At 67.5% G+C, this 26,264-nt stretch carries 16 protein-coding genes and 1 pseudogene; 10 read left to right on the plus strand and 7 right to left on the minus strand.

Translation table 11 applies throughout. The features are described 5' to 3' along the window. Window positions 1-5: 5 nt before the first annotated feature. From BCR15_RS09130 to BCR15_RS09140, 3 genes are all read right to left on the minus strand, one after another. Entirely contained in the window at window positions 6-1,460 is a 1,455-nt protein-coding gene (locus tag BCR15_RS09130) for a glycoside hydrolase family 43 protein (RefSeq protein WP_068751889.1), read from the minus strand. Then, window positions 1,460-4,246 carry a glycoside hydrolase family 3 protein gene (locus tag BCR15_RS09135; protein WP_068751890.1) on the minus strand — a complete coding sequence of 929 codons (2,787 nt, stop codon included), beginning with the start codon at window positions 4,244-4,246 and terminating at the stop codon, window positions 1,460-1,462. Before BCR15_RS09135 ends, BCR15_RS09130 begins: the two co-directional genes overlap by 1 nt. A 205-nt stretch (window positions 4,247-4,451) precedes the next feature. Next, window positions 4,452-5,414 (minus strand): LacI family DNA-binding transcriptional regulator, encoded by a 963-nt coding sequence (locus BCR15_RS09140; RefSeq protein WP_068751891.1) that lies wholly within the window; start codon window positions 5,412-5,414, stop codon window positions 4,452-4,454. A gap of 125 nt (window positions 5,415-5,539) precedes the next feature. On the opposite strand from BCR15_RS09140, the gene yicI reads away from it, so the two are divergent. Then, window positions 5,540-7,759 (plus strand): alpha-xylosidase, encoded by a 2,220-nt coding sequence (gene yicI, locus BCR15_RS09145; protein WP_068751892.1) that lies wholly within the window; start codon window positions 5,540-5,542, stop codon window positions 7,757-7,759. A 565-nt stretch (window positions 7,760-8,324) separates the two neighbouring features. Here the strand turns inward: yicI and BCR15_RS09150 are convergent. Continuing rightward, complete coding sequence (locus BCR15_RS09150; protein WP_408647397.1) at window positions 8,325-9,221, minus strand: iron-sulfur binding domain-containing protein; 897 nt, start codon at window positions 9,219-9,221, stop codon at window positions 8,325-8,327. Further along, on the minus strand, window positions 9,212-10,432 hold the full coding sequence (gene wecC / locus BCR15_RS09155; protein WP_068751893.1) for a UDP-N-acetyl-D-mannosamine dehydrogenase: 1,221 nt from the start codon (window positions 10,430-10,432) through the stop codon (window positions 9,212-9,214). Before wecC ends, BCR15_RS09150 begins: the two co-directional genes overlap by 10 nt. Before the next feature lie 129 nt (window positions 10,433-10,561). On the opposite strand from wecC, the gene BCR15_RS09160 reads away from it, so the two are divergent. The 9 genes and pseudogenes from BCR15_RS09160 (at window position 10,562) to BCR15_RS14650 (ending at window position 22,926) form a co-directional block, all read left to right on the plus strand. Then, the gene (locus BCR15_RS09160) at window positions 10,562-11,809 is read left to right on the plus strand and encodes a glycosyltransferase family 4 protein (protein ID WP_068751894.1); all 1,248 of its coding nucleotides are present in this window, start codon (window positions 10,562-10,564) and stop codon (window positions 11,807-11,809) included. 25 nt (window positions 11,810-11,834) lie between these two features. Further along, entirely contained in the window at window positions 11,835-13,496 is a 1,662-nt protein-coding gene (locus BCR15_RS09165) for a glycosyltransferase (protein ID WP_176715218.1), read from the plus strand. After that, the gene (locus BCR15_RS09170) at window positions 13,489-14,403 is read left to right on the plus strand and encodes an ABC transporter permease (RefSeq protein ID WP_078919957.1); all 915 of its coding nucleotides are present in this window, start codon (window positions 13,489-13,491) and stop codon (window positions 14,401-14,403) included. The genes BCR15_RS09165 and BCR15_RS09170 overlap by 8 nt, the downstream gene beginning before the upstream one ends. Continuing rightward, window positions 14,390-15,277 (plus strand): ABC transporter ATP-binding protein, encoded by an 888-nt coding sequence (locus tag BCR15_RS09175; RefSeq protein ID WP_068751896.1) that lies wholly within the window; start codon window positions 14,390-14,392, stop codon window positions 15,275-15,277. The genes BCR15_RS09170 and BCR15_RS09175 overlap by 14 nt, the downstream gene beginning before the upstream one ends. Before the next feature lie 56 nt (window positions 15,278-15,333). After that, window positions 15,334-17,307, plus strand: coding sequence for a CgeB family protein (locus tag BCR15_RS09180; protein WP_083196595.1), 1,974 nt, complete (start codon window positions 15,334-15,336; stop codon window positions 17,305-17,307). Window positions 17,308-17,313: 6 nt separating this feature from the next. Next, window positions 17,314-19,269 carry a glycosyltransferase gene (locus BCR15_RS09185; RefSeq protein ID WP_068751898.1) on the plus strand — a complete coding sequence of 652 codons (1,956 nt, stop codon included), beginning with the start codon at window positions 17,314-17,316 and terminating at the stop codon, window positions 19,267-19,269. Continuing rightward, a complete protein-coding gene (locus BCR15_RS14645) occupies window positions 19,269-20,006 on the plus strand; it encodes a DUF6270 domain-containing protein (protein WP_228383363.1) in 738 nt (245 codons plus the stop codon). The genes BCR15_RS09185 and BCR15_RS14645 overlap by 1 nt, the downstream gene beginning before the upstream one ends. Beyond that, window positions 20,003-21,643 carry a heparinase II/III domain-containing protein gene (locus BCR15_RS14370; protein ID WP_078919959.1) on the plus strand — a complete coding sequence of 547 codons (1,641 nt, stop codon included), beginning with the start codon at window positions 20,003-20,005 and terminating at the stop codon, window positions 21,641-21,643. Before BCR15_RS14645 ends, BCR15_RS14370 begins: the two co-directional genes overlap by 4 nt. 105 nt (window positions 21,644-21,748) lie before the next feature. After that, window positions 21,749-22,926 (plus strand): annotated as a pseudogene (locus tag BCR15_RS14650) (IS3 family transposase). A 51-nt stretch (window positions 22,927-22,977) separates the two neighbouring features. Here the strand turns inward: BCR15_RS14650 and wecB are convergent. Next, entirely contained in the window at window positions 22,978-24,129 is a 1,152-nt protein-coding gene (gene wecB, locus BCR15_RS09195; protein ID WP_068751899.1) for a non-hydrolyzing UDP-N-acetylglucosamine 2-epimerase, read from the minus strand. 84 nt (window positions 24,130-24,213) lie between these two features. Next, a complete protein-coding gene (locus BCR15_RS09200) occupies window positions 24,214-26,094 on the minus strand; it encodes a glycosyltransferase family protein (protein ID WP_078920459.1) in 1,881 nt (626 codons plus the stop codon). Window positions 26,095-26,264: the final 170 nt, after the last annotated feature.

Genomic DNA, 26,264 nt, shown 5'->3' on the forward strand with positions numbered 1-26,264 from the left:
ACCCCTCAGCTCTGCGTCGGGCGGTAGGCGAAGTGCGTCACCCGGGGCCGCCCGACGACCGCCTGCACCGCGACCAACCGGCCCGTGAACCCCCCGGCGATCTCCGTCGACAGGTGGCGCCCGTCCAGGGACGCCAGCTGCCGCCAGCCGCCGTCGGCCCACGCCTCGAGGTCGACGACGTCGGGGCCGCAGGGCTCGTACATCATGAGGCCGGCGGCCGGGTGGGCCGCGACGCGGAGCCGGACCGCCGCCGGGTCCTCGACGGCGCAGCGCCCGAACTCCTGCTCGAACGGGGCGCTGCGTCCGACGGCGCGGACGGAGTCGCGGTCCGCCTCCACGGCGTAGACGTGGGCGTCGTCGAGGTAGATCAGAAGGCGGGCCGTGCCGGCGGTGACGTCGAGCGTCGCCTCACACTCCCAGGCCAGGTCCTGGACGCGGATGCCGACGGGGCGCGCCGGGGCGCCGCCGGCGCTGAGCGTCAGGGCCCCGCCGTCGACGGCCACGCCGTCGAGCGATCCCTGCGGCGACACCCAGCGGGGCCCCAGCGGGCCGGTGAAGTCGGCGTCCAGCGCGGTGTCGGCCGCGAAGGCGGGGGCCAGGTCCTCCCGGAACACGGGCCACCCGTCGACCCATTCGACGGGGCACAGCATGGTCTCGCGCCCGATCACGTGGTACTCGGGCGTGTAGCCGCGCGGGCGGGTGCCGTGGTAGCACGCCCACCAGCGGCCGTCCCACTCGAGGAGGTCCGCGTGCCCCACGGACTGCACCGGGTGGTCGGTGGAGCGGTGCGTGAGGATCGGGTTGGACGGGTGGGGCTCGAAGCCGCCGTCGGGCCGCCTCGACCGTGCCACGGACACGCAGTGCCCGCGCTCGGTGCCGCCCTCGGCGATCAGCAGGTACCACCAGCCGTCGACGCGGTAGAGGTGCGGGCCCTCCGGGGCCTTCATGCCGGTGCCGGACCACAGCGAACGCCGCTCCGAGAGCACCTCGCCGGTCGCGGGATCGATGGTCACCTGCGCGATGCCGTCGTCGAAGGCGCACCAGGTGAGGTAGCAGGTGTCGTCCTCGTCCCACGCGAGGTCGGGGTCGATGCCGACGGTGCCCGGGACCACGACGGGATCGGACCACGGCCCGGCGGCGTCGTCGGCCGTGAAGATGAGCTGCCCCTCGCCGGCCTGCGCGATGTTGGTGGTGGCGAACCAGAACCGGCCGTCGCGGTACCGCAGGGTCGACCCGTAGATGCCGGCGGAGGCGCGGCGGAAGGTGGCGAGGTCGAGCTGGTCGGTGCGGTGCACGACGTTGCCGAGTTGCGTCCACGCCGCGAGGTCGGTGGACCGGAAGACGGGGGCGCCGGGGAACAGCTCGAACGACGAGGTGGCGAGGTAGACCGCGTCCGGACCGGCGCACATCGTCGGGTCGGAGTAGAACCCGGGGATGGCGGGGGTGAGGTTGTGGTGCATCAGTTCTCCTGTCGGATCTCGGCGAGCTCGACGGTACCGGTCAGGCGTACCTCGAGGGAGGTCGCCCCGGGCGCCGGACAGTCGACGACGACGTCGTGCCACTCACCGCGACGCTCCTGCTCCGGCGTGCCGAGCACGCTCGCGCCGCCACAGCGGATTTCGACGTCTCCGCCGAGGCCTGTCGTCACGCGCAGCCTCATCGCCAGCCGCGCCGGCAGCGGCTCCACCGACGGCCAGCCGAGCCGCCCCGCGCCGGACCTGGCCCGGTACGCGGTTCCGCGCACGTGGTCGACGGCGACGCCCACGACCCCGGACCAGTCCGGGGCGTGCCAGGCGACGAGCGGTAGGGGCAGGGGCGCGTCGGGGGTCGCGGGCGCGGTCGTCAGCTCCAGGGACGGCCCTGCCATGCCGGCCGACGACGCCGCCACGATCCGCCACGTCGTGGCGGGGAGGTCCAGACCCCGGGCAGCGGTCCAGGTGCGGAGTCGCGCGGGGTGGAGCTCGACCGGCACTGTCGCCTCCTCGCCCGGGGCGAGGACCACCCGCTGGTGCCCGAGCAACCGGCGGCCGATGCGGTCGTCGGTGCTGGCCGCGTAGACCTGCACCAGCTCGTGCGCCGGCCGGTCGCCCTCGTTGGCCACGCGGACCACCGCGGGGCCGGCCAGGCCGTTGGGAAGGCTGATGTCGCGGTATTCGACGCGGCCGTAGGTCAGCCCGTGCCCGAGCGGGTAGCGGGGTGTGTGCGGGCTGTACCACCAGGTCATGCGGGCGTCGATGATGTCGTAGTCGAACAGGTCTCCCGCGTGCTTGGCGTCGGCCCACCAGGTCTGGGGGAGCCGGCCGGCAGGCTCGGCGCGGCCGTCGAGCACGTCGAGCAGCGCGTGTCCCAGCTCTTGGCCCGCGTGGCTGGACCAGACGACGGCTCCCGCGCGGTCCGCGAGGTCGCCAAGCGTGTACGGGTAGGACGAGATGACGATCAGCGCGGTGGCGGGGTTGGCGGCGAGTGCGGCCTCGACGAGGCGTCGCTGCGCGTCCGGCAGGTCCAGCGACGGCCGGTCCGTGGTCTCGCGGCCGTTGATGTGCGGGTCGTTGCCGACCACCATGAGCACGGCGTCGGCGCCCGCGGCGGCCCGGGCGACCTCCTCGGCGCCCGAGCTCACGACCTCCACGTCGAACCGCTCGGCCGCCGCGAGATCCTCGGCGGTGCTGCTCGCCAGCCCGCCCCACGCCTCCACGCGAACCCAGCGCCGGCTGCCGCGGTGTTGCAGCGACCAGGAGCCGTCGTCGTGCACGTGCCTGGCGAACACCTGGTGGGTGACCCATCCCTCGGGCCGCGTGGCGTCGACGTGCACCATGCCGTCGTCCGAGCCGCGCCACAGCAGCCCGGTGGCGTCGTCGGCGAGCGTGAGCATGTCGTGGCCCCGGTCGGTGACGGCGACGACGTCGTCGCCGGGCTGGTCCGCGACGAGCGCCCCGTCGGCGGCACGGGTGAGCGTCAACCCGGTGGTGCGCGAACGCAGCCGCAGCCGGTCCGCTCCGTCGTGCGCCGTGACTGGGTGCGCCTCCCCGGCCGCGTCCGCTGCGCTGACCATGTAGGGCGGGGTGCCGGAGTACCAGTCGTGTTTGACGACGGTGGCGAGCGGACCGACGACCGCCAGCGTCGACCCGGCACGCAGCGGCAGCAGTCCACGGTTCTCCAGGACGGTCACCTGGGCGGTGGCGGCGCGCCGGGCGAGGTCGCGGTGGGCGGGGGTGTCGATGTCGTCGGCGGTGATGTGGGCGTACGGGTCGGCGTCGGGCGTGAACTCCCCGGTGCGGGCGCGGGCCAGCAGCACGCGGCGGGCCGCGCGGCGGACGTCCGCGACGTCGAGCAGGCCCTGCTCCAGCGCGGCGGTGATCGCGGCGACGGTGTGCGAGGAGTCGGCGTCGCGGTCGGTGAACGAGTCCAGCCCGGCCCTGATGGCCGCGGCGTGCGACTCCGCGTCCGTGGCGTACGCGCGCTCGGCGCCGGTGAGGTTGGTCGGCGCGTAGGCGTCCGAGACCGCGAGCAGGTCCGGTTGGGCCGCGCGCACCGCCTCGTAGAGCTCGGCCGAGGTGTGCGCGGGACGTCCGTTGACGAGGTTGTAGGCGGCCATGATGCCCCCAGCGGCGCCGGAGGCGAGGGGGCCGAGGAACGGGGGAAGGTCGTATTCGTGCAGCACGCGCGGCGGCAGGCTGGACGACGACGTGCACCGGTCGGTCTCGTTGTTGTAGGCCAGCAGGTGCTTGAGCGTGGGCACGGTCTTCCACACGGTCGCGTCGTCGCCCCGCAACCCGGCTGCATACGCCTCGCCGCACCACGCCGTCACGTGCGGATCCTCCGAGGAGCCCTCCTCGCCGCGACCCCACAACGGGTGGCGCAGCGGGTTGACGACGGGGGCCCAGCAGTTGAGCGAGACGCGCTCCGGGTCGGCCGCGCGCTTGGCGCGCAACTCGGTGCCGACGGCGTCGCCGATCTCCCGCAGGAGGTCGGCGTCCCAGGCCGCGGCCATGCCGACCGGCTGGGGGAACACCGTCGCCGTCCCGAGCCAGGCGACGCCGTGCAGCGCCTCGGCGCCCGTGTGGAACGCGCCCAGGCCGTGGTCCGGCATGGCGGGGTTGGCCTGGTGGAGGAGGGCGACGCACTCGGCGTCGCCGAGGCGCGCCAAGAGGTCGTCGACGAGTGCCTCGAGGGAGGGGGCGTCATGGGCCATGAGGTCGAAGCCTTTCGATGTGTCGGCGGCGATGCCGGGACGCTGCGGTGTCACGATCAATCATGCCCCACCCCGCCTGAATGCAACAGACCGGCTGCGCGATCGGGATCCAGGCTTGCGCCGACCCCGGCCGGATGGGTTAAGCTTTGTCGAAATGATTCGACGCCGAATCGACGCCGTCGTCAGACCCCCGCGCAGCGGGCTGGAGGGGAACCATGGGGTTGCTGGAGCGCACCCGGGCCGTGGGCCCGGCGCGCGGTCACTCGACGCGCGGCGCCACCAGTCGACGTTCCGGCAGCGCGTCCCCGGTGACCAGCCCCATGAGCATGTCGACGGCGGTCGATCCGATCGTGGTGCCGGGGATGTCGATGACGGTCATGTGCAACAGCGGTGCCAGCAGCAGCGTCTTGGGGCCGATCGCGACGATCTCCACCGACTCAGTCACCTCGGGCCCGCGGCGGAGCAGCGCCTGGATGACGCCCGGCAGCGCGGACTCGTTGTGCACGACCAGCCCGGTGTACCCGGCCTCGATCACCTCGTCGATGAGGCGGGCGGCTGCCACCGGGTCGTCGTCGGCGGCCAGGCGGCGCAGCTCGATGCCGCGGGCCTCGGCCTCGCGCTCGGCCCCGCGCGCCAGCCGCACCGCGTACGACGTGCCGCGGCTGACGACCTCGGGCGACGAGCCCAGCAGCGCCACCCGGCCGTGCTTCGCCAGCCTGCGGATGGCCAGCGAGCCGGCCGCCTCGAAGTCGAAGTCGATGCAGCTGAGCGTGCCGGGGTCCTCGGGGAGCCCGATGAGCACCGACGGCTGCCGCAGCGTCATGAGCGTGGGAATGCGGGAGTCGCGGGACTCGACGTCCATGACGATGAACCCGTCCACCATGGACCGCAGCGACACGCTCTCGATGCCGCTGGCGTCCTGCTCCGTGACGAGGAGGACGTCGTGTTCGTAGTGGCGGGCCCGCGTCGCGATGCCCGCGACGAACTGCATGATCACGTCGACGTTGACGCCCGGGCGCAGTGGCGAGACCAGACCCAGCACGTGGGTCTTCGACGACGCGAGCGCGCGTGCGCCGGCGTGCGGGCGGTAGTTCAGCTCCTCGATGGCCTTGAGGACCTTCTCGCGCGTCGCGCCGGAGATCGGCCGCCGGCCGCTCAGCACGTAGGACACCGTCGACTGCGAGACCCCCGCCTTGCGGGCCACCTCTTGAATGCCGGCCATCTTCACCCCTCGTCCCGGAGCGGCGGGGGACCTCCCATGCAGCCCCGCGGGCCGGCGCCGTCCAGCATCGGACGGCATCAGAGTACGGCCGCGCAAGCGTTTCGACCAACCCGGAAGGACCCACGATGAAGTTCACCGACGGCTACTGGCAGCTGCGGCCCGGCGTCACGGCGCTGAGCCCCCGCAGCATCGCCGAGATCGTGGTGGAGGAGGGGCGCCGCCTGGTCGCCCACACCCCGACGCGCGTGATCGAGCATCGCGGCGACACCCTCAACTGCCCCCAGCTGACCATCAGCATCGATTCCCCCGCCGACGGTGTCATCGGGGTCACGATCGAGCACTGGGACCAGCCCGAGGTCGGCCCGCGGTTCGCGCTCGCGGGAGCGGCCCCGGAGGTTACGGTCACGGAGGCCGAGGGGTCGGTGTCGCTGACGAGCGGCACCCTGACCGCGACCCTCGGCCGCGACGTGCCGTGGGACCTCAGCTTCGACGGCGCGAGCGGCCACCTGACCTCGTCGACGGGGCGGGCGCCGTCGGCCCTCACCACCCCCGACGGGTCCTTCGTCCGCGAGCAGCTCGCCATCTCGCCCGGCGAGCACCTGTTCGGGCTGGGGGAGCGGTTCGGGCCGCTGGTCAAGAACGGGCAGAGCGTCGAGATCTGGAACGCCGACGGCGGCACCTCCAGCGAACAGGCGTACAAGAACGTGCCGTTCTACCTCAGCGACCGCGGCTACGGCGTCTTCGTCGACACCCCGGACCACGTCTCGTATGAGCTGGCGTCCGAGTTCGCGTCGAGGGCGCAGTTCTCCGTGCCCGGGCACCGCCTGCGTTACCTCGTCATCGACGGCCCCACCCCGGCCGACGTGCTGCGCCGGTACACGGCCCTCACCGGCCGCCCGGCCCGGGTGCCCGCGTGGAGCTACGGCCTCTGGCTGTCGACGAGCTTCACCACCGACTACGACGAGGACACCGTCAACTCGTTCATCGACGGCATGGCCGAGCGCGACCTGCCGATGTCGGTGTTCCACTTCGACTGCTTCTGGATGCGCGCCTTCCACTGGACCGACCTCATCTGGGACCCCGCGACGTTCCCAGACCCCGAGGGCATGCTGGCGCGGCTGCACGAGCGTGGGCTGAAGGTGTCGGCGTGGATCAACCCCTACATCGCGCGGCGTTCGGTGCTGTACGCCGAGGGCAAGGACCTCGGCTACCTGGTCAAGCGGCCCGACGGGTCGGTGTGGCAGTGGGACATGTGGCAGGCCGGGATGGCGCTGGTCGACTTCACCAACCCCGACGCCACCGCCTGGTTCGTCGAGAAGCTGCGCGGCCTGCTGCGCCAGGGCGTCGACGCGCTCAAGACCGACTTCGGGGAGCGGATCCCCACCGACGTCGTCTGGCACGACGGCTCGGACCCGCAGCGCATGCACAACTACTACGCGCACCTCTACAACAAGGCCGTCTTCGACCTGCTGGTGGAGGAGCGGGGCGAGGGCGACGCCGTCGTGTTCGCCCGGTCGGCCACCGCGGGCGGGCAGCAGTTCCCCGTGCACTGGGGAGGGGACTGCGAGTCGACGTTCTCGGCGATGTCGGAGTCGCTGCGCGGCGGGCTGAGCCTCGCGGCGTCGGGCTTCGGCTTCTGGAGCCACGACATCGGCGGCTTCGAGGGCACCCCTGACCCGGGCGTGTTCAAGCGGTGGCTGGCGTTCGGGCTGCTCAGCTCGCACAGCCGGCTCCACGGGTCCAGCTCGTATCGCGTGCCGTGGGCGTTCGACGACGAGGCGGTCGACGTGGCGCGCCAGTTCATCCGGCTGAAGATGCGGCTGATGCCGTACCTCGGGCAGCTGGGGGAGGTCGCGCACCTGGAAGGGCTGCCGGTGATGCGGCCCCTGTTCCTGGAGTTCCCGGAGGATCCGGGGGCCGCGATGGTGGACCTGCAGTACATGCTGGGCGACCAGCTGCTGGTGTCGCCGATCTTCTCCGACGACGGCCGCGTCACCTACTACGTGCCAGCCGGGCGGTGGACGAACGTCCTCGACGGCGGCGTCGTCGAGGGGCCGGGGTGGCGGACGGAGGCGCACGGCTTCGACTCGCTCCCGCTGCTGGCCCGCCCGGGGGCGGTCATCCCGTGGGGTGCGGTCGCGGACCGGCCGGACTACGACTGGGCCGAAGGCGTCGAGCTGACCGCGTACGGGTTCGAGCCCGGGATGTCGCGGGTGGTGGAGATCCCGCGGCCGGACGGGTCGGTGTCGCGGTTCGAGGTCGCGGCGGATGACGACGGGCAGGTGTCGGCTCGGCTGCTCGACGGCTCGGCTCCGGTCAAGGCTTGGACCCTCACCGTCCGCTGATCCGGCCCGTTGAATCACCGCGCAGCTGCCTCGGGGCCCGGAATGTGTCGACTGCGCGCGGTGATGATCTGCAACTTTCTCGCTGTGCGGCTTCTTGCGTGCATATGCACGCAGTCGGCTCCACAGCGAGAAAAGTTGCTGGTGCTCTCCCGCAATAGGGGTGCGGCGTGGCCAGTCTTGTCTCGTTCCCTGAGGATGGCCGCCCGCGCAGCGGCGTGGCCAGTCTCGAAGGGTCGTAACGCGACGTTCTCGCGTTTCTGAGGCTTCGAGGCCGCTTCGCGGCACCTCAGCCAGCGGGTAACCAGCGGCGTGGCCAGTCATTCCCCGATCCCTGAGGATGGCCGCCCGCGAAGCGGCGTGGCCCGTCTCGAAGGGTCGTAACGCGACTTTCCCGCGTTTCTGAGGCTTCGAGGCCGCTTCGCGGCACCTCAGCCAGCGGGGAGACAGCGGCGTGGCTGTTCGTTCTCCGTTCCCTGAGGATGGCCGCCCGCGAAGCGGCGTGGCCAGTCTCGAAGGGTCGTAACGCGACCTGCCCGCAGTCTTGGGGGGTCACCGAGCGCACCGCCTACGGCAGGGTCAGCCCCTTCGCGACCCCGACCGCCAGCCCGTCCGCAACCAGCGACGCCGCACACGCCGCCAACTGGTCGCGGTCGGGCCACGCGACATCCGACAGCCGCACCTCCCCATGCCCGCGCAGCGCGGCCATGATCCGGCCGCGACACTGCCGGTCCGTACCCTCCCACGACTGCGCCCGCCGCTCGGGCCCGTCCCAGGCGGGGCGGCCGGCGGCCAGCCACGCGCACGATCCCGCGACCGGGCACTCCCCGCAGCGCGGCGACCGCGCCGTGCATACCAGCGCGCCCAGCTCCATCACCGACACTGACCACAGAGCAGCGTCCGCGTCCGCGGGCGGCACGAACTCCCACGCACGCCGTCGCTCGGCGGCGGTCTCGTGCGCCCCCGGGAACTCGACGCCCCCGTCGAGCCGCGCCAGGACCCGCCGGATGTTCGTGTCGAGCACGAGCGAGCGCCGTCCGAACGCGAACGCCAGCACTGCCGCCGCCGTGTACCGCCCGACCCCGGGCAGCGCCAGGAGCGCCGCCTCGTCCTCCGGCACCTCGCCGGCGTGCAGGTCGACGACGGCGCGGGCCGTCTCCTGCAGCCGCAGCGCGCGCCGCGGATAGCCGAGCCGGCCCCAGGCGCGCAGCACGTCGGAGGTCGGCGCCTCCGCGAGCGCGGCCGGTGTGTCCCACCGCGACATCCACGCCTCCCACAGGGGCGCCACCCGAGCGGCGGGCGTCTGCTGACACATCACTTCGCTGACCAGCACCCCCCAGGGGGTGGTGCCTGGCGCGCGCCAGGGCAGGTCGCGTGCCGCCGTCGAGAACCACCCCGCCAGCCGCGGGGCGAGGTCGCCGGCCGGATCGGCGTGGGGCGCGGGCGGCGTGGAGGTCAGCGCCAGGTCCCCCGCGTGTCGATGACCCGCTTGCCGGACAGCCGCTCCCGGTCGAGCTCCTTGAACTCCCGGTGGTCCACCAGCAGGACGACGACGTCGGCGCGCTCCAGCGCCTCGTCGAGACCCACCAACTGCACCGGGCCGCCGGCGAGCTTGGCGGGCAGCTCGGTCACGTTGGGTTCGACGGCCAGCACCGTCGCCCCCGGGACAGCGCCCGGCAGGGCGGCGGCGATGTCGAGGGCCGGCGACTCGCGCAGGTCGTCGATGTCCGGCTTGAACGCCAGGCCCAGCGCCGCGATCACGGGCTGCTCGAGCCCCTCGGCGGCGGCGCGCACCTTGTCGAGGACCCACTCCGGCTTGCCGTCGTTGACGAGGCGCGCGGTGTGGATGAGCTTCGACGTCTCGGGCGCGGAAGAGACGATGAACCACGGGTCGACGGCGATGCAGTGCCCGCCGACGCCGGGGCCGGGCTGCAGGATGTTGACGCGGGGGTGCTTGTTGGCGAGTTCGATCAGCTCCCAGACGTCGATGCCGATCTGGTCGCAGATCAGCGAGAGCTCGTTGGCGAACGCGATGTTGACGTCGCGGAACGAGTTCTCGGTGAGCTTGGCCATCTCCGCGGTGCGGGCGTCGGTGAGGTGCAGCTCGGCCTTGCAGAACGAGGCATACAGCTCGCGGGCGCGCTCCGCGGCGGCGGGGGTGAGGCCGCCGATGATCCGGTCATTGGTGACAAGTTCCTCCATGACGCGGCCGGGCAGTACGCGCTCGGGGGCGTGCGCGTACTCGACCCCGGTGAGCTCCGGCCGGGCGGCGGCGATCCGGGCGGCCATGTGCTCGGTGGTGCCGGGCGGGGAGGTGGACTCGAGGATGACGAGCTCGCGGCCGGTCAGGTGCGGCAGCAGCGAGTCGGTGGCTGCGTCGATGTAGCGCGTGTCGACCCGGTAGCCCTCGGCGAAGGGGGTGGGGACGGCGACGATGTAGACGTCGGCGGCGGGCGTCTCGGCCTGGGCGCGCAGGTGTCCGGCGGCGACGGCGTCGGCGACGAAGCCGCCCAGCGCGGGTTCCACGAACGGCACCTCGCCGCGGTTGACCGCGTCGACGTGCTTCGGATTGACGTCGACTCCCACCACGTCGTACCCGTTCGCGGCGAGGATCGCGGCCGTGGGCAGACCGATGTAGCCGAGGCCGATGACGGCGACCACGCGGTCTGTGGACATGAGAAACCCCCGATTTGTTGTTGGACGCACCAGCGCAAAGATTAGCCCAGCGCCCATCCTCGGTTAGGCTGGCGGTTGGCCGGAGCGCGGCATCGGTAATCGACCAACCACCTAGGGGGCACGGGAGTCTTGCGCATTCTCGTCGTCGCCCAGTACTTCCCGCCGAGGCGCTCCACGTTCTCCTCGCGGTGGTCGTGGCTGACGACGAAGCTGGCGGAGGCCGGGCACGACGTCGACGTCGTCGCCCTCATGTCCGCCGCCCGCCAGCTCGGAAACCTTCGCTACGCACTGCTGGCCGACCCGCCGCCGGACCGGGTCACCATCCATCCCGTCCTGCCGCCCCTGCAAAGACACAGCTCCGGCGTGGCCGCGCGCGCCGTGATCGACTTCGTGATGGGCATCCAGTCCTTCCGCCGCGCGATGCGCGTGCGCCGCACCGACGTCGTCGTTGCCTCCGCACCCACCGCGGTCACGATCCCGATCGGATGGGCCGTCGCGGCCCTCAAGCGGCGTCCCTTCGTGCTGGACCTCCGCGACGCCTGGCCCGAGCTGATGGACAATTGGCGGGAGTGGGACGACGACGGGCGCGGGCTCCCCGGCCATCCCGTCAAGCGGCTGATGGTGGGGGCGTCCACGGTGGTGGTGGGCCCGCTGCTGCGCGCGCTGCGCGCCGACGCTGATGCGGTGATCGTCACCACCGAGGGCCTCGCGCGTCGGCTGCGGGAGGCCGGGCTGTCCCGGGTGCATGTGGTGCGCAATACGTCGTCCAAGCCGTGGGCCTACCCGCTGCCGGCGCCGGCGCTTGAAAGCGAGACGCTGAACGTGCTGTACCTGGGCAACGTGGGCCGCGCCCAGCTGCTGGCCACCGCCATCCGCGCCGCCGCAGTGGCGAAGCAGCGTGGGGTGCCGGTGCGGCTGCGGTTCGTCGGGTCCGGGCCGCAGTGGGAGGCGGCGCACGACATCGCCCGCGACACCGACGCCCCCGTCGAGTTCTACGAGCGCGTGCCGACCCACCAGGTGCTGCCGCACTACGAGTGGGCGGACACCGTGCTGGTGAGCCTGCGCGATTGGGAGCTGCTGGCGGAGACGGTGCCGTCGAAGCTGTACGAGATCATGCTGTCCGGCCGCCACATCACCGCCTCGGTGGCGGGGGAGACCGCGGAGCTCATCACCGAGCTCGAAGCGGGCGACGTGGCCGCACCCGAGGACGTCGAGGCCCTGGCCGATCTCTGGGCCGCCCTCGCCGCGGACCGGTCCCGGCTCGCCGTCCCCGCCACGGGGCGCGCCTGGGTGGAGCGTGAGTTGAGCGTGGACAAGCTGGCGACGACGTTCGCCGACGTGTTGGAGGAGGTGGCCGATGCCCGGGGGGCGCGTTGACCAAGCCAGACTCGTGGCCTCGACGGTGGGCCGCAACCTCGTGGACGATCCGCTGGGCTTCGCCCTTCTCGTGGGGCGCCGGTTCGGGTCGCGGAAGCGGGGGGTGCTGTCGCGGACCGAGACGGGGCTCGCTGGGGCGCTCGGCGCCTACCTCGCGGACCGACCCGAGGTGGCGGCTCGCGCTCTGCGGTCGCGGCGCCCGAGTCGCGCGACGCCGCTGGACCGCCTCGCTGCCCGGCTGGCTGTGGCCGTCGGGGACGCCGAGGCGATCCCGCCGCGGCTGCGCGACGACGCCCGCGTGCGCTCGGACCAGGCGTGGACCCGCGGGGAGCTGACGCAGGCGGTCGCGGCGCTCGGCGACGCGGACAGCGTGGTGGCCAGGCGCCGCCGCTCGGAGTTGGCACTGCTTCAGCCGGGCTTCCGCCTGCAGGTGGACATCCGGCCCCAGGGGGCCGCGGTGGAGACCACGCGCGTCCTCCACATCCTCACCAACTCGAAGCCGCACACCCACTCCGGCTACACGGCCCGCAGCCATGCCGTGCTGCGGGCGCAGCGCGCCGAGGGACTCACGGTGGCGGCGGCGACGCGCATCGGGTACCCGGTGACGATCGGCACGCTCAACGCTGCCCCCGTCGACTGGATCGACGGCATCGCCTACCACCGGCTGTTGGCCCCTGGCCTCCCCGTCGACGCCCGGCGCAGGCTCGAACTGCAGGTGGCGGCGCTGGATCCGCTGGTCGAGGCGTTCGGCCCCGGCGTCATCCACACCACAACTGACTTCACGAATGCCCTGGTGGCCGAGGCCGTGGCCCGTCGGCACCACCTGCCGTGGGTGTACGAGATGCGAGGGCAGCTGGAGCTGACGTGGATCGCGGCGCTTCCGGAGCCCTGGCGTGCCGACGGCGAACGCAGCGAGCGCGTGCGCCTGCTGCGCGCCAAGGAGGCCGAGCTCGCCGCCGCGGCCGACGCCGTCGTCGTGCTGTCCGAAGTGCAGGCCGAGGACCTGGTGTCGCGGGGCGTGGCTCGGGACCGGATCTCGGTTGTCCCCAACAGCATCGATCCGACCTTCCTGGCGCGGACCAACACGCCCGCGCAGGCCCGGGCCGACCTCGGGCTGCCGACGGACGGCGTGTGGGCGGGCACTGTCTCCTCCCTGGTCGACTACGAGGGCCTCGACACGTTCCTGCGGGCGCTCGCCGAGGCGCGGCGGCGCGGGATAGACCTGCGTGGCGCCATCGTCGGCGACGGGGTCTCTCGTCCGGGCCTCATCGCGCTGGCACGGGAGCTCGGCATCGAGGACAAGGTGCTCTTCCCGGGCAGGGTCCCGGCCGCTGAGGCCATCCGCTGGCACGAGGCGCTGGACATGTTCGTGGTGCCGCGCCGCGACACCCCTGTCTGCCGGATGGTCACCCCGATGAAGCCGGTTGAGGCCATGGCCCTGGGCAGGCCGGTGGTGGCGAGCGACCTCCCGGCGCTGCATGAGCTCGTGGGCCGCGACGCCGGCACGTTGGTACCGGCCGACGACGTGGCCGCGTGGGCCGACGCGCTCGGTGTGCTCGCGCAGGATACCGCCGCCCGCACCGCGAAGGGGGAGGCGGGCCGTTCGTCGGCTGCGCTGAGGACGTGGCAGCATGGCGCGGTGACGTACGCAGAGATCTACCGGCAGCTCGGGGTGTCGCGTGGCTGACGCGGACGGTCAGGGCGGCAGGCGGCTCAAGCACAGGGGCGCAGAACCCGCCGTGCCCCGCCGTGCCCACCCCGACTCGACCGACCACCTTTCACCGGTCAGTGGGCGTCCACCGTTCCGGGAGTACCTCTCGCAGTTGGTAGAGCGGCGGCACTTCATCGGCATGCAGGCCTGGTCCCAGAGCACGACCCAGCACCGCGGCATGCTGCTGGGCAATGTCTGGCTTGTGCTGGCTCCCGCGCTCGACGGGCTCATCTACTTCATGATCTTCGGGCTGATCCTCAGGGCCGGCGGCGCCATCGAGAATTTCTTCGGTTACCTCGTCATCGGCGTGTTCCTGTTCACCTACACCTCGCGCACGATCAACTCCTCGGCCACGTCGATCCACAACAACCGCGGGCTGATCCGGGCGTTCACCTTCCCTCGGGCGGTGCTTCCCGTAGCGGCGACGCTGCGTGAGACCTTCGCGATGCTGCCTGTGCTCGTCACGCTCATCGTGCTTCTTGTCGCGGTGCCCCCTCATGCGCTCCCGACCGCAGCGTGGGTCCTCCTGCCTGTGGTGTTCCTCGTCCACGCTGTCTTCAACCAAGGGATCGGGTTCCTGCTCGCGCGCATCGCTACGGCTTTGCCTGACGCTCGTCAACTCATCCCGTACCTGCTTCGGCTCTGGTTCTACGGATCCGCCGTGATGTTTGCCGTTGACCGGTTCGACAGCGTTCCCTGGATCGGACAGTTGGTGCGCATCAATCCGATGTATCAACTCTTGACGATCTATCGATCGCTGTTACTCGACGCGACCATCCCTCCCATTGGGCAGTGGGTGACTGTCACACTTTGGGCGCTGGGTGCGCTCGTAGTCGGAGCGTTGTTCTTCTGGCGGGCTGAGGTGTCCTATGGCCGCGAGTGAGGCGCCGGGCCGGATCTCAGTGCTGGTCGACGATGTGTCGGTGCGGTACCGGACCGAGACCTCCAACGTGGACGCGTTGCCGCCGGCTAAACGTGTCCTCGCCAGGGCCGGCCAGGCCATCGGGCTGACCACCTACACCGGGGTCGACGCCCTGAAGGGCATCAGTTTCGTCGCGCGTGAGGGTGAGCACATCGGCCTGGTTGGTGCGAACGGGTCTGGCAAGTCGACGCTGCTGCGCGTGATCGCCGGAGTCGAGCCTCCCCGCACCGGTCGCGTGCTTGCTGAGGCCACGCCGGTTCTCCTGGGAGTGAGCGCGGCGATGATGCCGGCCCTGACAGGGGAGAGGAATGTTCGGCTCGGCCTGTTGGCGCTCGGCTTCCATCCCGACGAGATCACCGAGATCATGCCCGGGGTGATCAAGCTCGCCGGCATCGGCGATGCCATCCACCGCCCCATGAAAACGTACTCCTCCGGCATGGGCGCGCGGCTGCGGTTCGCCATTGCGGCGGCGGCGCAGCCGAGCATCCTGCTGATCGATGAGGCGCTCGGGACGGGCGACGCCGCCTTCGCGGACCGCAGTAAGCGCAAGATCGATGAACTCCGCGCTGGGGCGGGCACTATCTTCCTGGTGTCGCACGCTGCGCAGACCATCGAGGAGATGTGCACCCGCGCCATCTGGCTGCACATGGGTGAGCTCATCATCGATGGACCTGCCGTGGAAGTAGCCAGAGCATACCGATGGTGGGCACACTTGGTCGCCAAGGAAGATTTTCAGGCAGCCGACGAAGCGTTCACCCTGGCTCGCCAAGGACGCCCCAGAATCCCGCCCAGTAGTGGTTCCAAACCGCTCTCAAATCACGAAGGACCCGCGTGACGCACGATCGACTACGCCGCTTTGGGAAACACCTAAAGCTCCCCAGAGCCCGGGTGATGCTATTGGTCCTCGCCTTGCTGATAGGCGGCGTCACCTTCTGGATTGCCCTGGACGCGTCATTAGGGATTCCGCGCTCTGCGACAGTCGCGATCGTTGCGGCTATCTCCCTCTCGGCCCCACTGGTAGCGACCCAGAGACTCTCAAGGACTCTTGCCCGGAGTCTTAGGGAACAGCGTGTGCAGCACAAGACGATCGTCAAGGAGCTCTCGAGGGTCCTCTACTACGCCAAGGAGTTGAAGCCAGACCGGGACAGTTTGACGACTGCACCCCGCGGAACAGCCAAGGTTGCTCCGAGCGTGCATGCAGCGGCGCCCGCCAGATCCGATGCTTCCCCCAGCCTCACCCCCCCTCGAGCCGCACCCTCCACTCCCAAGGCTGCAGGGGGGGACATCGCGTCGTACGTGCCGGTAGCGGCTTCGGAACGGGCCCGATGGAGCGAGGACCACACGGCGGGACGTCGCTATACGCCTACTCAAACCGATCCCCCTTATCGAACGACAGGACTCCCGTTCACCCGAGATGTCGTCGTCGCGATGATCGCGGACGATTTCACTTTCAACAGTTTCAAATACGAGTTCGACGTTAAAAGGCTGACGCCGACGAATTGGCGATCGGTGTTCGAGGACAGTCAACCCACGCTCTTCCTATGCGAATCCGCCTGGCAGGGGGGATCCCCGCAGGAACACCCCTGGCAGGCCAAGGTCTACGCCTCGATCAGATGGCCTCAGGAGAATCGGGTCGACCTGCTCAGTATTCTTGACTATTGCAGGGCTGCAGGTATTCCGACGGTATTTTGGAATAAGGAAGATCCCACGCATTTCTCGGATCGGATTAACGACTTCGTTCGGACTGCGTGCCTGTTCGACTATGTCTTCACTACCGCTGAGGAGTGTGTGGATGGGTACTTGAAGCACGCTGGCGCACGGCACGCGGATGTCCTCCCCTTCGCTGTGCAGCCCATGTTGTTCAATCCGCAGGGCTCCCAGGACGCGCGGGACGATGTGAACTTTGCCGGCACATGGTACGCAATGTACCCCGAGAGATCGCTCGTGGCAGAGCAGATCATGGATCTCGTGCTCGGCACAGGGCGCGAACTCGTGATCTACAATAGAATGTTCGCTGATAAGTCCGCGCGATATGCCTACCCCGAACGGTATAGCCAGTACATCCGCCCGGCTATTTCTTATCAAGAGACTGCTCGGGCCTTCCGGCGCTCTCAGTACGGTATAACTCTAAATACCGTGACGTCATCGCCGACCATGTTCGCACGGCGTATCTTCGAACTTGCAGCTTCTGGAGCCGTGGTCCTGTCTAACTCCTCCCAAGGTGTTCGGAACTTCTTTGGCGACTCAGTCATATATGCCGATGTCGAACCCGAGCGCTTTCTGTCGCTGACGGAGGACGCTCGCCGAGATCTCCAGAGGAGGGCTATGGCCATCGCGCTCGATAACACCTACGGGCATCGAGCCGAAACCATTCTTGGCGCCCTCGGCATGAAGTTCGAGAGTCGATATGCGTCTCCACAGCTGGCCGGAGTAGTCGAAACCCAAGCAGAATTTGACGCGTTGTACTCTCAATGGGCGTCGCGCCCTGACTTCGGAGATCTTCTGACAGTGGTAGGGCGCAACTCTGACCATGGACTCATCATGGACCTGATGCGTGAGAAGCGACCGCATGTAGTCGTCGTGGCGGAAGACGATGTCGCGAGCGGGAGAGTTCGCACGAGAAGCGTTATGAATCGTCCCGGTGCTATCCTCACTAAGCGCAACCGCCCTGTGCCGTCGATTGAGGACGTGAAATGGCTCCAGGCGCACTCCGTGTATGAACAGTCCGTCATAGAGTTGGCTGGCTCCGCCTCGAGTCGCTTCAGATTCGGACCGGCGAACCCCAGCGCCACCCCGTACGTGCCCGCGGCGCAGCTAGGGACATACCTGTTGCGTCCGGCAGAGTCTTTCAGCTACATGGTGTAGGAAATCATGATCACACCCACGTTAAGCATCGTCGTCCCCACCTACAACTGCTTCGACAAGATGCGGGAGTCGCTGTCCTCGCTTGAGCGAATAGCACAACTGGTAGCGCTTCAGCTCGTTATTGTTGACGATCGCTCAAATGACATGACATATGAGCACCTTCAGGAATGGGTGGACTCCCGCCCCTATGCTCAACTGACGCAACTGGCCGTAAACTCGGGAAGCGCCGCAGCTCCGAGAAATGCAGGTATTGAGCTCGCGGACGCGCCTTACGTGTACTTCCACGACGCGGACGACGTTCTTCTCCCAGAAGGCCTGGCTGCCGCGTTGAACCGGGCCCTTGCATCGGGAGCCGACGTAGTGCGTGGTCCGCTTGTAGTGCGCGAGGGGAACAGCGGCGAACGTCTGAGTGACGATATCCCGGAATGGGAGTCGCTCAAGACCGACACCGAGAAGCTGCGCGCGATAGTCAGGCGTCAGAGCCTGACCTGCAGCTCGATCTTTCGTCGCGCGTTGTTACGAGAGCATCAGATCAGCTTCGATCCCGGCCGGCGCATCGGCGAGGATATCGTGTTCACGGCCCGCGCTTTGGTCGCTGCCCGCTCTGTGCTTTTCGAAAGACAGCCACTTCGCATCTATGTGAAGTCCCACGAGCCTCGTACAGCCTCTGTTACTCAACGAATCACTTCTGCTGATTTCGGGGACTTCGTCAGGTCCTGGGAGGATGTCGAGAATATCCTCGATCTGCGTGGAATCAGCTTCGTGCGAGAGCACGGACTCGCCTCGATCCAGTACGCCGTCCGTCAGTACATTTGGTTTGGAACCGAGCCTCTGACGGAGTCCGATTTCCGGCAGTTCTCCGATTTCTGCCTCAAGCACTGGTCAGCCATCTCAACGATGCGGTTCGCTGATCGTGTATCGGACGTACTGGTCCACGCGCGCAGAGGAGATCACGCCTCGTTTACTCGCGAGACTCGACTGCGACTAGTCGTTGCGGGACACGACCTCAAGTTCATGTCGACCGTGCTCCCGGCCCTTGAAAAGCGTTGCATTGTGCGTACCGATCTCTGGGGCGGCCACAATGTGCATGATGAGCACGTCAGCAAGGAGATGGTAGCCTGGGCCGACATAGTGTGGGCCGAATGGCTACTAGGGGCATCCGTCTGGTATTCTGAGCAGCTAACGCCACAGCAACGGCTTATCATTCGCGCGCATCGCTCCGAGATGGTGGCGGATTATGGTGATCGTGTTCGATGGGACCGAGTCCATGCTGTCGTGACCATCGCACCGCACACCCTGTCGGCATTCCGGGACCGTTTTGACATCCCGAATGAGAAGATGTGGCTCTTGCCGAATAGCTTTGACTGTCCGAGCTACCGAGTCGATGACGAGCGGCGTTCACACTCCACTATCGGAATGATCGGGGCTGTTCCCCGGCTCAAGGGATTCCGCCGTGCACTGCGCGTGCTTGCCAAGGTGCGCCAGTCCGTGCCTGAGGCGGAGTTGCACGTCTTTGGCCGACGGCCGGAGGAGCTGGAGTGGCTGATGCGTGACCCCGCTGAAAGAGCATACTTCGAGGGCTGTCGCACGTTCATCGAAGAGGCGGAATTGATGGGCGCTGTCGTGTACAGGGGGTGGGTGGACACTAAGCATGCACTAACTGAAGTGTCGCTAGTGGTCTCTTGCAGCGATTATGAGGGCATGCAGGTTGCAGTTGGTGACGCGTTCTGCGCAGGCGCCGTGGCACTCATTCTGCCGTGGGAGGGTGCTCGGGAGTGTTATCCAAGCGAGTTCGTCGTGTCGGACGAGAGGGTCATGGCTGAGCGTATCGTCGAGTACATGGAGAACGAGGGGCTTCGACGTCAGCACGCGATGCAAGGACGTGAATGGATTCAAGATCGATATCACGCACAGCGCACAGAAGAAGAAATCGAAAGACTGCTGTCAGAGATTAGAACCTAATGGCATCGACCGCGATTAGCATTTCCATATATGGGAGTTGCGTATCCCGGGATACAGTAGATCTTTCGACATCCCGCGGCGCCCGTGTCTCCAGATATGTCGCACGGCATTCTCTTCTGTCCTACGGGACCGACGCCAGTAGGTATTTCCCCAGTCGCCTACCGTTAGAAAGCCCTTTTCAGCGGCGACAGGTAGCGGCTGACATTGAAGGACACCAGTTGGACAATTTTGTCAGCGAAGTGACTCATGGTGATCTCATTCTCTGGGATCTCATTGATGAACGGCATGGTTGCGTGCGGTTCGCAGATGGGTCGTACGTCACGCGTAGTGTCGAGATGCTTGCATCTCCCAGTCTACGGCGAGTGCTCGAGCTAGGCCGACTGATCGCGTTCGGGACGGAGGAGCATTATTCTATGTGGACGCATGCGGCAGATCAATTTGTCCATCGCCTGAGGCGGATCGGCGTGATCGACCAAACGGTCATGCTGGCGCCGGACTGGGCGCTCTCGACGGTGTCGGGCGTACCGACACCCGCTTCTTGGGGGTTCTCAGCCGATATGGCGAACGCTTCATATGGGCGCTATTACCGCCATGTTGCCGAGTTGGGGGTACGTCAGGTCATAGTCACTGACACGCTGGCGGATGAACAGCATCGGTGGGGGCTCGCGCCGTTCCATTATGCGAATAGTGTCTATGCCAGACTGTGGCGCGATGCAACAGATTGTGACGAGATATGACAGCGCTGCTGGCCGATGAGTGGGATACTCTTCTCCGCGAGTATGACGGTCGCTTCCCTGACGAGACGCCGCCGGGGTGGGAGGTTCTGATCGCGCATGGAAAGTTTACGGCGACATTCCCCAACCGTGTGACTCACGAATGTCGATTGGACAGCTATGAGTCGTTTTGGAACGTCTCGCCGGTCACGGACCCGACGACCAGCACCCTCTGGCGGAACTCGCTGCGCTATCTGTTAGAGATCGACGATAATGCCGAAGGTTGGTCGGTAATTGTCAATGTCCTCCAAGCTTTCATTCAGTACATCGACCGGCTAGCTCCATCCTATGATGAACTGCGCTCGGGCAGCTTGGATCATCAAATGTCACTAGGACTGAGAGTTGTTGGGAGATTGCGCTCCCGACTCGTCGCCTCAGTGCTGCCTGACTGGTCCCGTCGCGAAGTCGATGATGTTCTCTGCAACGTTGTCGCTCGGCTGGCATTGATCATCCAGGAAGCAGTTCAGTTCCTGGACAACAATCACGGCGTGATGTTGGCAATCGCGTGTGAGCAAGCCAGTCTCGTCTTCCGAGACGTGGCCGGAATCGCGGACATCAGAGCCCGCAGCGACCGTTTCTTGTCTTCATGCCTTGATATAGTCTTCGACGAGCAAGGCATCGCCCGTGAGAACACGCCGCTCTACCAGAAGATGTACGTTGAATTGCTTCGACAAGTGGTTTCTTTTCGGACTTGGTCGCGTGATTCGGCGGATGCATCGAGCCAGTTGATCACTCGCATGGCGGACCGGGCTGAGCAGGCGTTGGCGCTCATGCTCCTGCCGAATGGGCACGTCCCAGCGATAGGGGACTCTTCAGGCGGAGGTTGTTCCTACCTGCCTCAAAGCGGTACCCTCTTTAGCGCCGACAGTGGCTGTTATTTCACGAAGACTGATGAGACCTATGTATCGGCCGTCTGTGGATTTCGAGGAGTCATTCACAAACAGGCTGACGACATGTCTATGACGCTTTGGCATCGTGGGATGAGTTTGATCCGCGACGCGGGAATCATTGGCTACGACGAGAACGACTCCCGCGCAGTGGCGGTGCGTTCGCAACGAGGCCACTCGGGATTCTTCTTGCAGAGGTTTGATGGTCTCAGCGCTCGCCAGCTTATATCATTCGGACGAAACACCTCACGTATACTGGGCCATATTGAGCTCACCCGCACCCCCTCCTCGGATCTGTTGACCATGGAGAAGGTGCATGATGGACGTTCAGCCCTCCGGCGCGTGATGGAAATTGATCGCCAAGAGAATCGGATTTCGTTGGTGGATTCGGTCGTTTCACGTCCGTCGGAAGATGATCAGAGGATCAGTCGGTTTTTGGTTGATCCATCTCTGTCCTTGCGGGTAGGTCCGGATGGGTTGCGGCTGACCGGCGGGGGTCGGTGGCTAGCCATTCGAGCGATTGGCGAATACGATCTCGTAGTTGTCCGTGGGCATGAAGGAGCAATGTCCGACGGGTGGGAGGGATCACAAAGTCTCACCAGGGGCTTTGTTTCTAGCGCGCCCTACTCGAGTGAACCGACGTGGGCGGTGGAGTTCCATCATCGTGGCCGGCACGCGGGATCCTGCATCCAGTTCGACATTTCGTTCGGGTGATGCAGCGTCGCCCCAGCGTTGGTCTTGGACAGGCTTAGGACTGCTGCAGGAGTTGGTGACATCTGATCTGTGACGCCGTGGGGCGTCGCTGGAAGGATGTGTACCGTGCCTAAGCCCTACCCCCAGGAGTTCCGCGACGATGTCGTCAACGTCGCTCGCCGACGTGAGGCCGGTCAGACGATCAAGCAGATCGCGGCCGACTTCGGGATCGCCGAGTCATGTCTGCGCAACTGGATGCGCGCCGCTGGCGTCGACGACGGGGCTCAAGCCCGGCACCACGGCGACGGAGAACGCCGAGCTGCGCGAAGCGAAGAAACGGATCCGGCTGCTGGAGCAGGAGAACGAGGTCTTGCGCCGGGCAGCGGCGTATCTGTCGCAGGCGAACCTGCCGGGAAAATGATGTACCCGCTCGTGCGTGAGCTCGCCGCCGACGGGATTCCCGTCGCGGTGACGTGCCGGGTCCTCAAGCTCGCCCGCCAGCCCTACTACCGCTGGCTCACCCATCCGATCGGCGAGCGAGAGCTCGTTGCCGCGTATCGGGCCAACGCATTGTTCGACGCTCACCGTGACGACCCGGAGTTCGGGCACCGTCTGCTGGCGGACGAGGCCCGCGACGCCGGTCAGGCGATGGCGGACCGCACCGCCTGGCGGATCACCTCTGCCAATCGCTGGTGGAGCGCGTTCGGGAAGAAACGAGGCGCCAACGGGAAGAAGCCGGGACCCCGGCCCACGACGACCTCGTCGAACGCGACTTCACCGCCAAGGGACCGAACCAGGTGTGGCTGACCGACATCACCGAACACCCCACCGGCGAGGGCAAGCTCTACCTGTGCGCGGTCAAGGACCTCTGGTCCGGCCGGATCGTCGGCTACTCCATCGATGCCCGCATGAAGTCCCGCCTGGCCGTGCAGGCGCTGAACAACGCGGTCACCGCCCGCGCAGCGCTAGGCGTCGACGTCGCCGGCTGCATCGTGAATTCCGACCGCGGGTCGCAGTTTCGGGCACGCAAGTAGCTCGCCGCGCTACGGCACCACAGGCTCGTCGGCTCCATGGGGCAGGTCGGGACCAGCGCCGACAACGCGGCCATGGAGTCCTTCTTCGCCCTCCTACAGAAGAATGTCCTGGACCGCCGTCGCTGGGCCACCCGACAGGACCTGCGGATCCAGATCGTGACCTGGATCGAACGCACCTACCACCGCCGACGACGACAGACCCGACTCGGCCGCTTGCCCCCCATCGAATACGAGACGATCATGACCACACCGGCCCTCCAGGCCGCCTAACCCAACCTGTCACCAAGACGTGCAGCAGTCCCCTCTTCTTGCTGCCTTCGATCAGACGCTGCTGGGAGTGAAGTCTGAGAGTCGCTTGCCTACCGCTAGCAATTCGCAGATGGCGGCCACACTTCTTTCAGCAGCCCGTCCGTCCCCGTAAGGGTTGGTAGCCCGGGCCATCGACTCATAGAGCGCCAGATCGTCGATGAGGGACGAAGTCGCCTCAACGATCTTGGAGACTTCGGTGCCAATTAGCTTCACGGTTCCTGCTTCGACCGCCTCGGGCCGCTCGGTGTTATCGCGGAGCACCAAGACCGGCTTGGCCAGGCTGGGGGCCTCCTCCTGGACGCCGCCAGAATCGGTCAGGATGATGCGTGCCCATTTCTGGGCGTGTACAAATTCTGAGTATTCAAGTGGATCTGTAACGACCACGTTGTCGAGATCCTTGACGGCAGGCTCAACCTGTTCCCGCACCAAGGGATTCTTGTGAGCGGGGAAGACAACAAGGTACTCGGGATAGTTCTGCGCGACGGTGGCGACAGCCTCGCCGATACGGCGCATCGGCTCGCCCCAGTTCTCACGTCGATGTGTTGTTAGAAGAATCATCGGTCGGTCAGCCTCGTGCTCCTTGCGCAGCCGCTTGTCACTGAACTGCACATCATGGGCTGCCGTCCAGTTGAGCGCATCAATGACGGTATTCCCCGTCACCACGATCTTTGCCGGGTCAACGTTTTCGCGTAGCAGGTTGTCGCGCGAGGTAGTCGTGGGGGCAAGGTGAAGTGACGTGACCTGTCCCGCGATCCTGCGGTTGGCCTCCTCTGGGAACGGGGAGTGGATGTCGCCTGACCGGAGGCCTGCCTCGAGGTGAACCACCGGGATCAACCGATAGAAGCAAGCGATGGCTGCGATGGCCACTGTGGTGGTGTCGCCCTGGACCACAACCGCGTCGGGTTTCGTCTCTTCCAACACTGGATCGAGCAGGCTCGCGATGCGCGCTGTGAGCTCATTCAAGGTGCTGCCGTGCTTGAACACCTTGAGGTCCAGATCAGGTTTGATGCCGAACCAGCGGTTGACCTGATCCATCATTTCCTGGTGCTGGCCTGTGCTGACCACGAATGGCTCGAGCACCGGCGACGCTTCGAGTGCCTTGATGAGCGGGGCCATCTTCACCGCTTCCGGGCGAGTGCCGTAAATGACCATTACCCGCTTCATGCATCCTCCTGGGTTCAGCGTGACAGAGACGAATGTTCTCTGAGCATAGGCTGCGGCCGGGCCGCATATGAAGTCACGGTCCCGTCACAGCTCGACGGTGGCGAGGGGGAGCCCGGGCAGATGCACGTCGGACTTCAGGAACGACTCGTCGTCGGCCGTCCACGTGTGATCCTCCGGGCGGCCGCTGCGCCACTGCACGAAGTTGAACCGGTCCGCCGCGTAGATCCGGCCACCCTCCGCCAGCGCGCGCTCCAGAAAGTCCGAATCCTCGCCGCGGGTGCGGGGCGCGAAGCGCAGCGTCCGAGCCAGGTCACGCGCGGCGGTGAGCGTCGGGCCCGCCACGAAGTGCGTGTACCGGTGCTCGTTGACCTCCTGCGTCAGGACGGTGACGTCGCGCGCCGCCAGGTGCACGAACCGGCAGTGCTTGCCCACCACCTCGGCGTCGGAGTAGCGCATGGCTCGCAGCAGATCGGCCAGGTAGTCCGGGCCGTACCAGTCGTCGTCGTCCATCTTCGAGACCACCTCGCCGTCGGCGCGGTCGAGGAGCGCGTTGAGGCAGTCGCCGAGGGTGTCGTCGGTGCCCATTGGCAGCACGGTCACGTTCTCGATCCCCAGCGCCCGGGCCTTCGCCGCGACGTCGCGATCCTCGAAGTTGTGCGTGGCCACGAGCAACTGAAGGTCCACGTCGCGCTGCGCGGCCACCCTGGCCAGCACATGGTCGATCTGATGAGGGCGGTTCGTGGCCACGAGCGCCGACACCGTCGGCAGCCGGACGGGCTCGTTGGGGATCCCCACGGACTCCAGGATCGTGTCCACGCGATGGCCGTACGTGTGGGCCTTCCACAGGTTCCGCTGCCCGACGTGCACCATCCGGGCGCGCGCCATCTCGTCGGTGACCAGCGAGCCGATCGCGGACTCCACCTCGGCCGGGGTGGAGACCTGCGCCACGCCGTCGCCCAGGAACGCGGCCAGCGACGGTGCCGGGGTCGAGACCACGGGTGTCCCGCAGGCGGTGATCTCCAGGACCCTTCGGGCGAACATCGTCGGCGACGTCGTGACCGTGTTGACGTTGAGGAACACCTTGTAGGACCGGTAGGCGCTCAGCATCTGGTCGTAGTCCAGGCTGCCGACGACGTGCGAGGCGTACGGCTCCGGGAACTGGTACTTCTCGTCGTGGTCGAGGAAGCGGGAGAAGATGTCGAACTTGACGTCCTCGGTCTCGGCCTTGAGGGCAGCGTCGAAGAGCAGCCGCATCTGCTCGCGCCGCTCCGGGTACTTGTGGGCGAACCACGTGCCGGCGAACGCGATACCCCGCGGCTGGTGCTCCCGCGACATCCGCACCGGGTTACAAACCCGGTCCGCGACGGCGAAGGGGATGACGCCCACCCGGTCATGGCCCAGACGCTCCCGATAGGCGGGCACGCACTCGGCATCGGTGGTGAACACCCAGTCGAACAGTGCCGCGGTGTCGAGGAAGTCCTCGAAGTGCGTCGGGTCCTCCTTGTTCCAGAAGACGCTGGGGATCCCGCGACGCCGCGCCTCGGCCGCCAACTCCACCACCGCGGGCCGCGGCGCCGACGTCCCCGTCAGGTGGTACTGCCACGCCTTCCCGTTGCCCGCCCACGCCGACTCGACGAACAGCAGGTCCAGGTCCTCGGCGTCGAGCTGCTCGCGCCACGCGTCGGGGGAGAGCAGCACCTGGTGCCACTCGTATCGGAACGAGCCCAGCGTGAACGCATCGGCGATGATGCCCACCCGGAGCCGGCGGCGCGGCTCCGCCTCCGGGTACTGCCACGGCTGGAAGGAAAGCCGGCCGTCGGAGTCCTTGAACAGGCGGTCGGGGCGCCCGGCGCCGGGGCGACGACGCCGCCGCAGGAACTCCCGCAGCTGGCCCACCCCGCCCGCCCGGAGGTGCCAGAGCGCGGTGCGGACCTGCGCCAATGCCGTCGTGGACTCCTGCATCATGACTCCCTGCCCTGCCCCTCCGTCGGGCCAGAGCACCACCATATGGCGAGCCCCCGCGCGGGACGAATCCGCCCCAGCTATTCCCCCGGGGGGTCTCCCGGAGGTATGGTGCCACCCGAGTCGAGAAGCGGCTCACCCTCCGTGGAGGACCCGCTTGTCGTGTGGGCTCT

The organism is Tessaracoccus lapidicaptus (assembly GCF_001693815.1).
GTDB lineage: Bacteria > Actinomycetota > Actinomycetes > Propionibacteriales > Propionibacteriaceae > Arachnia > Arachnia lapidicapta.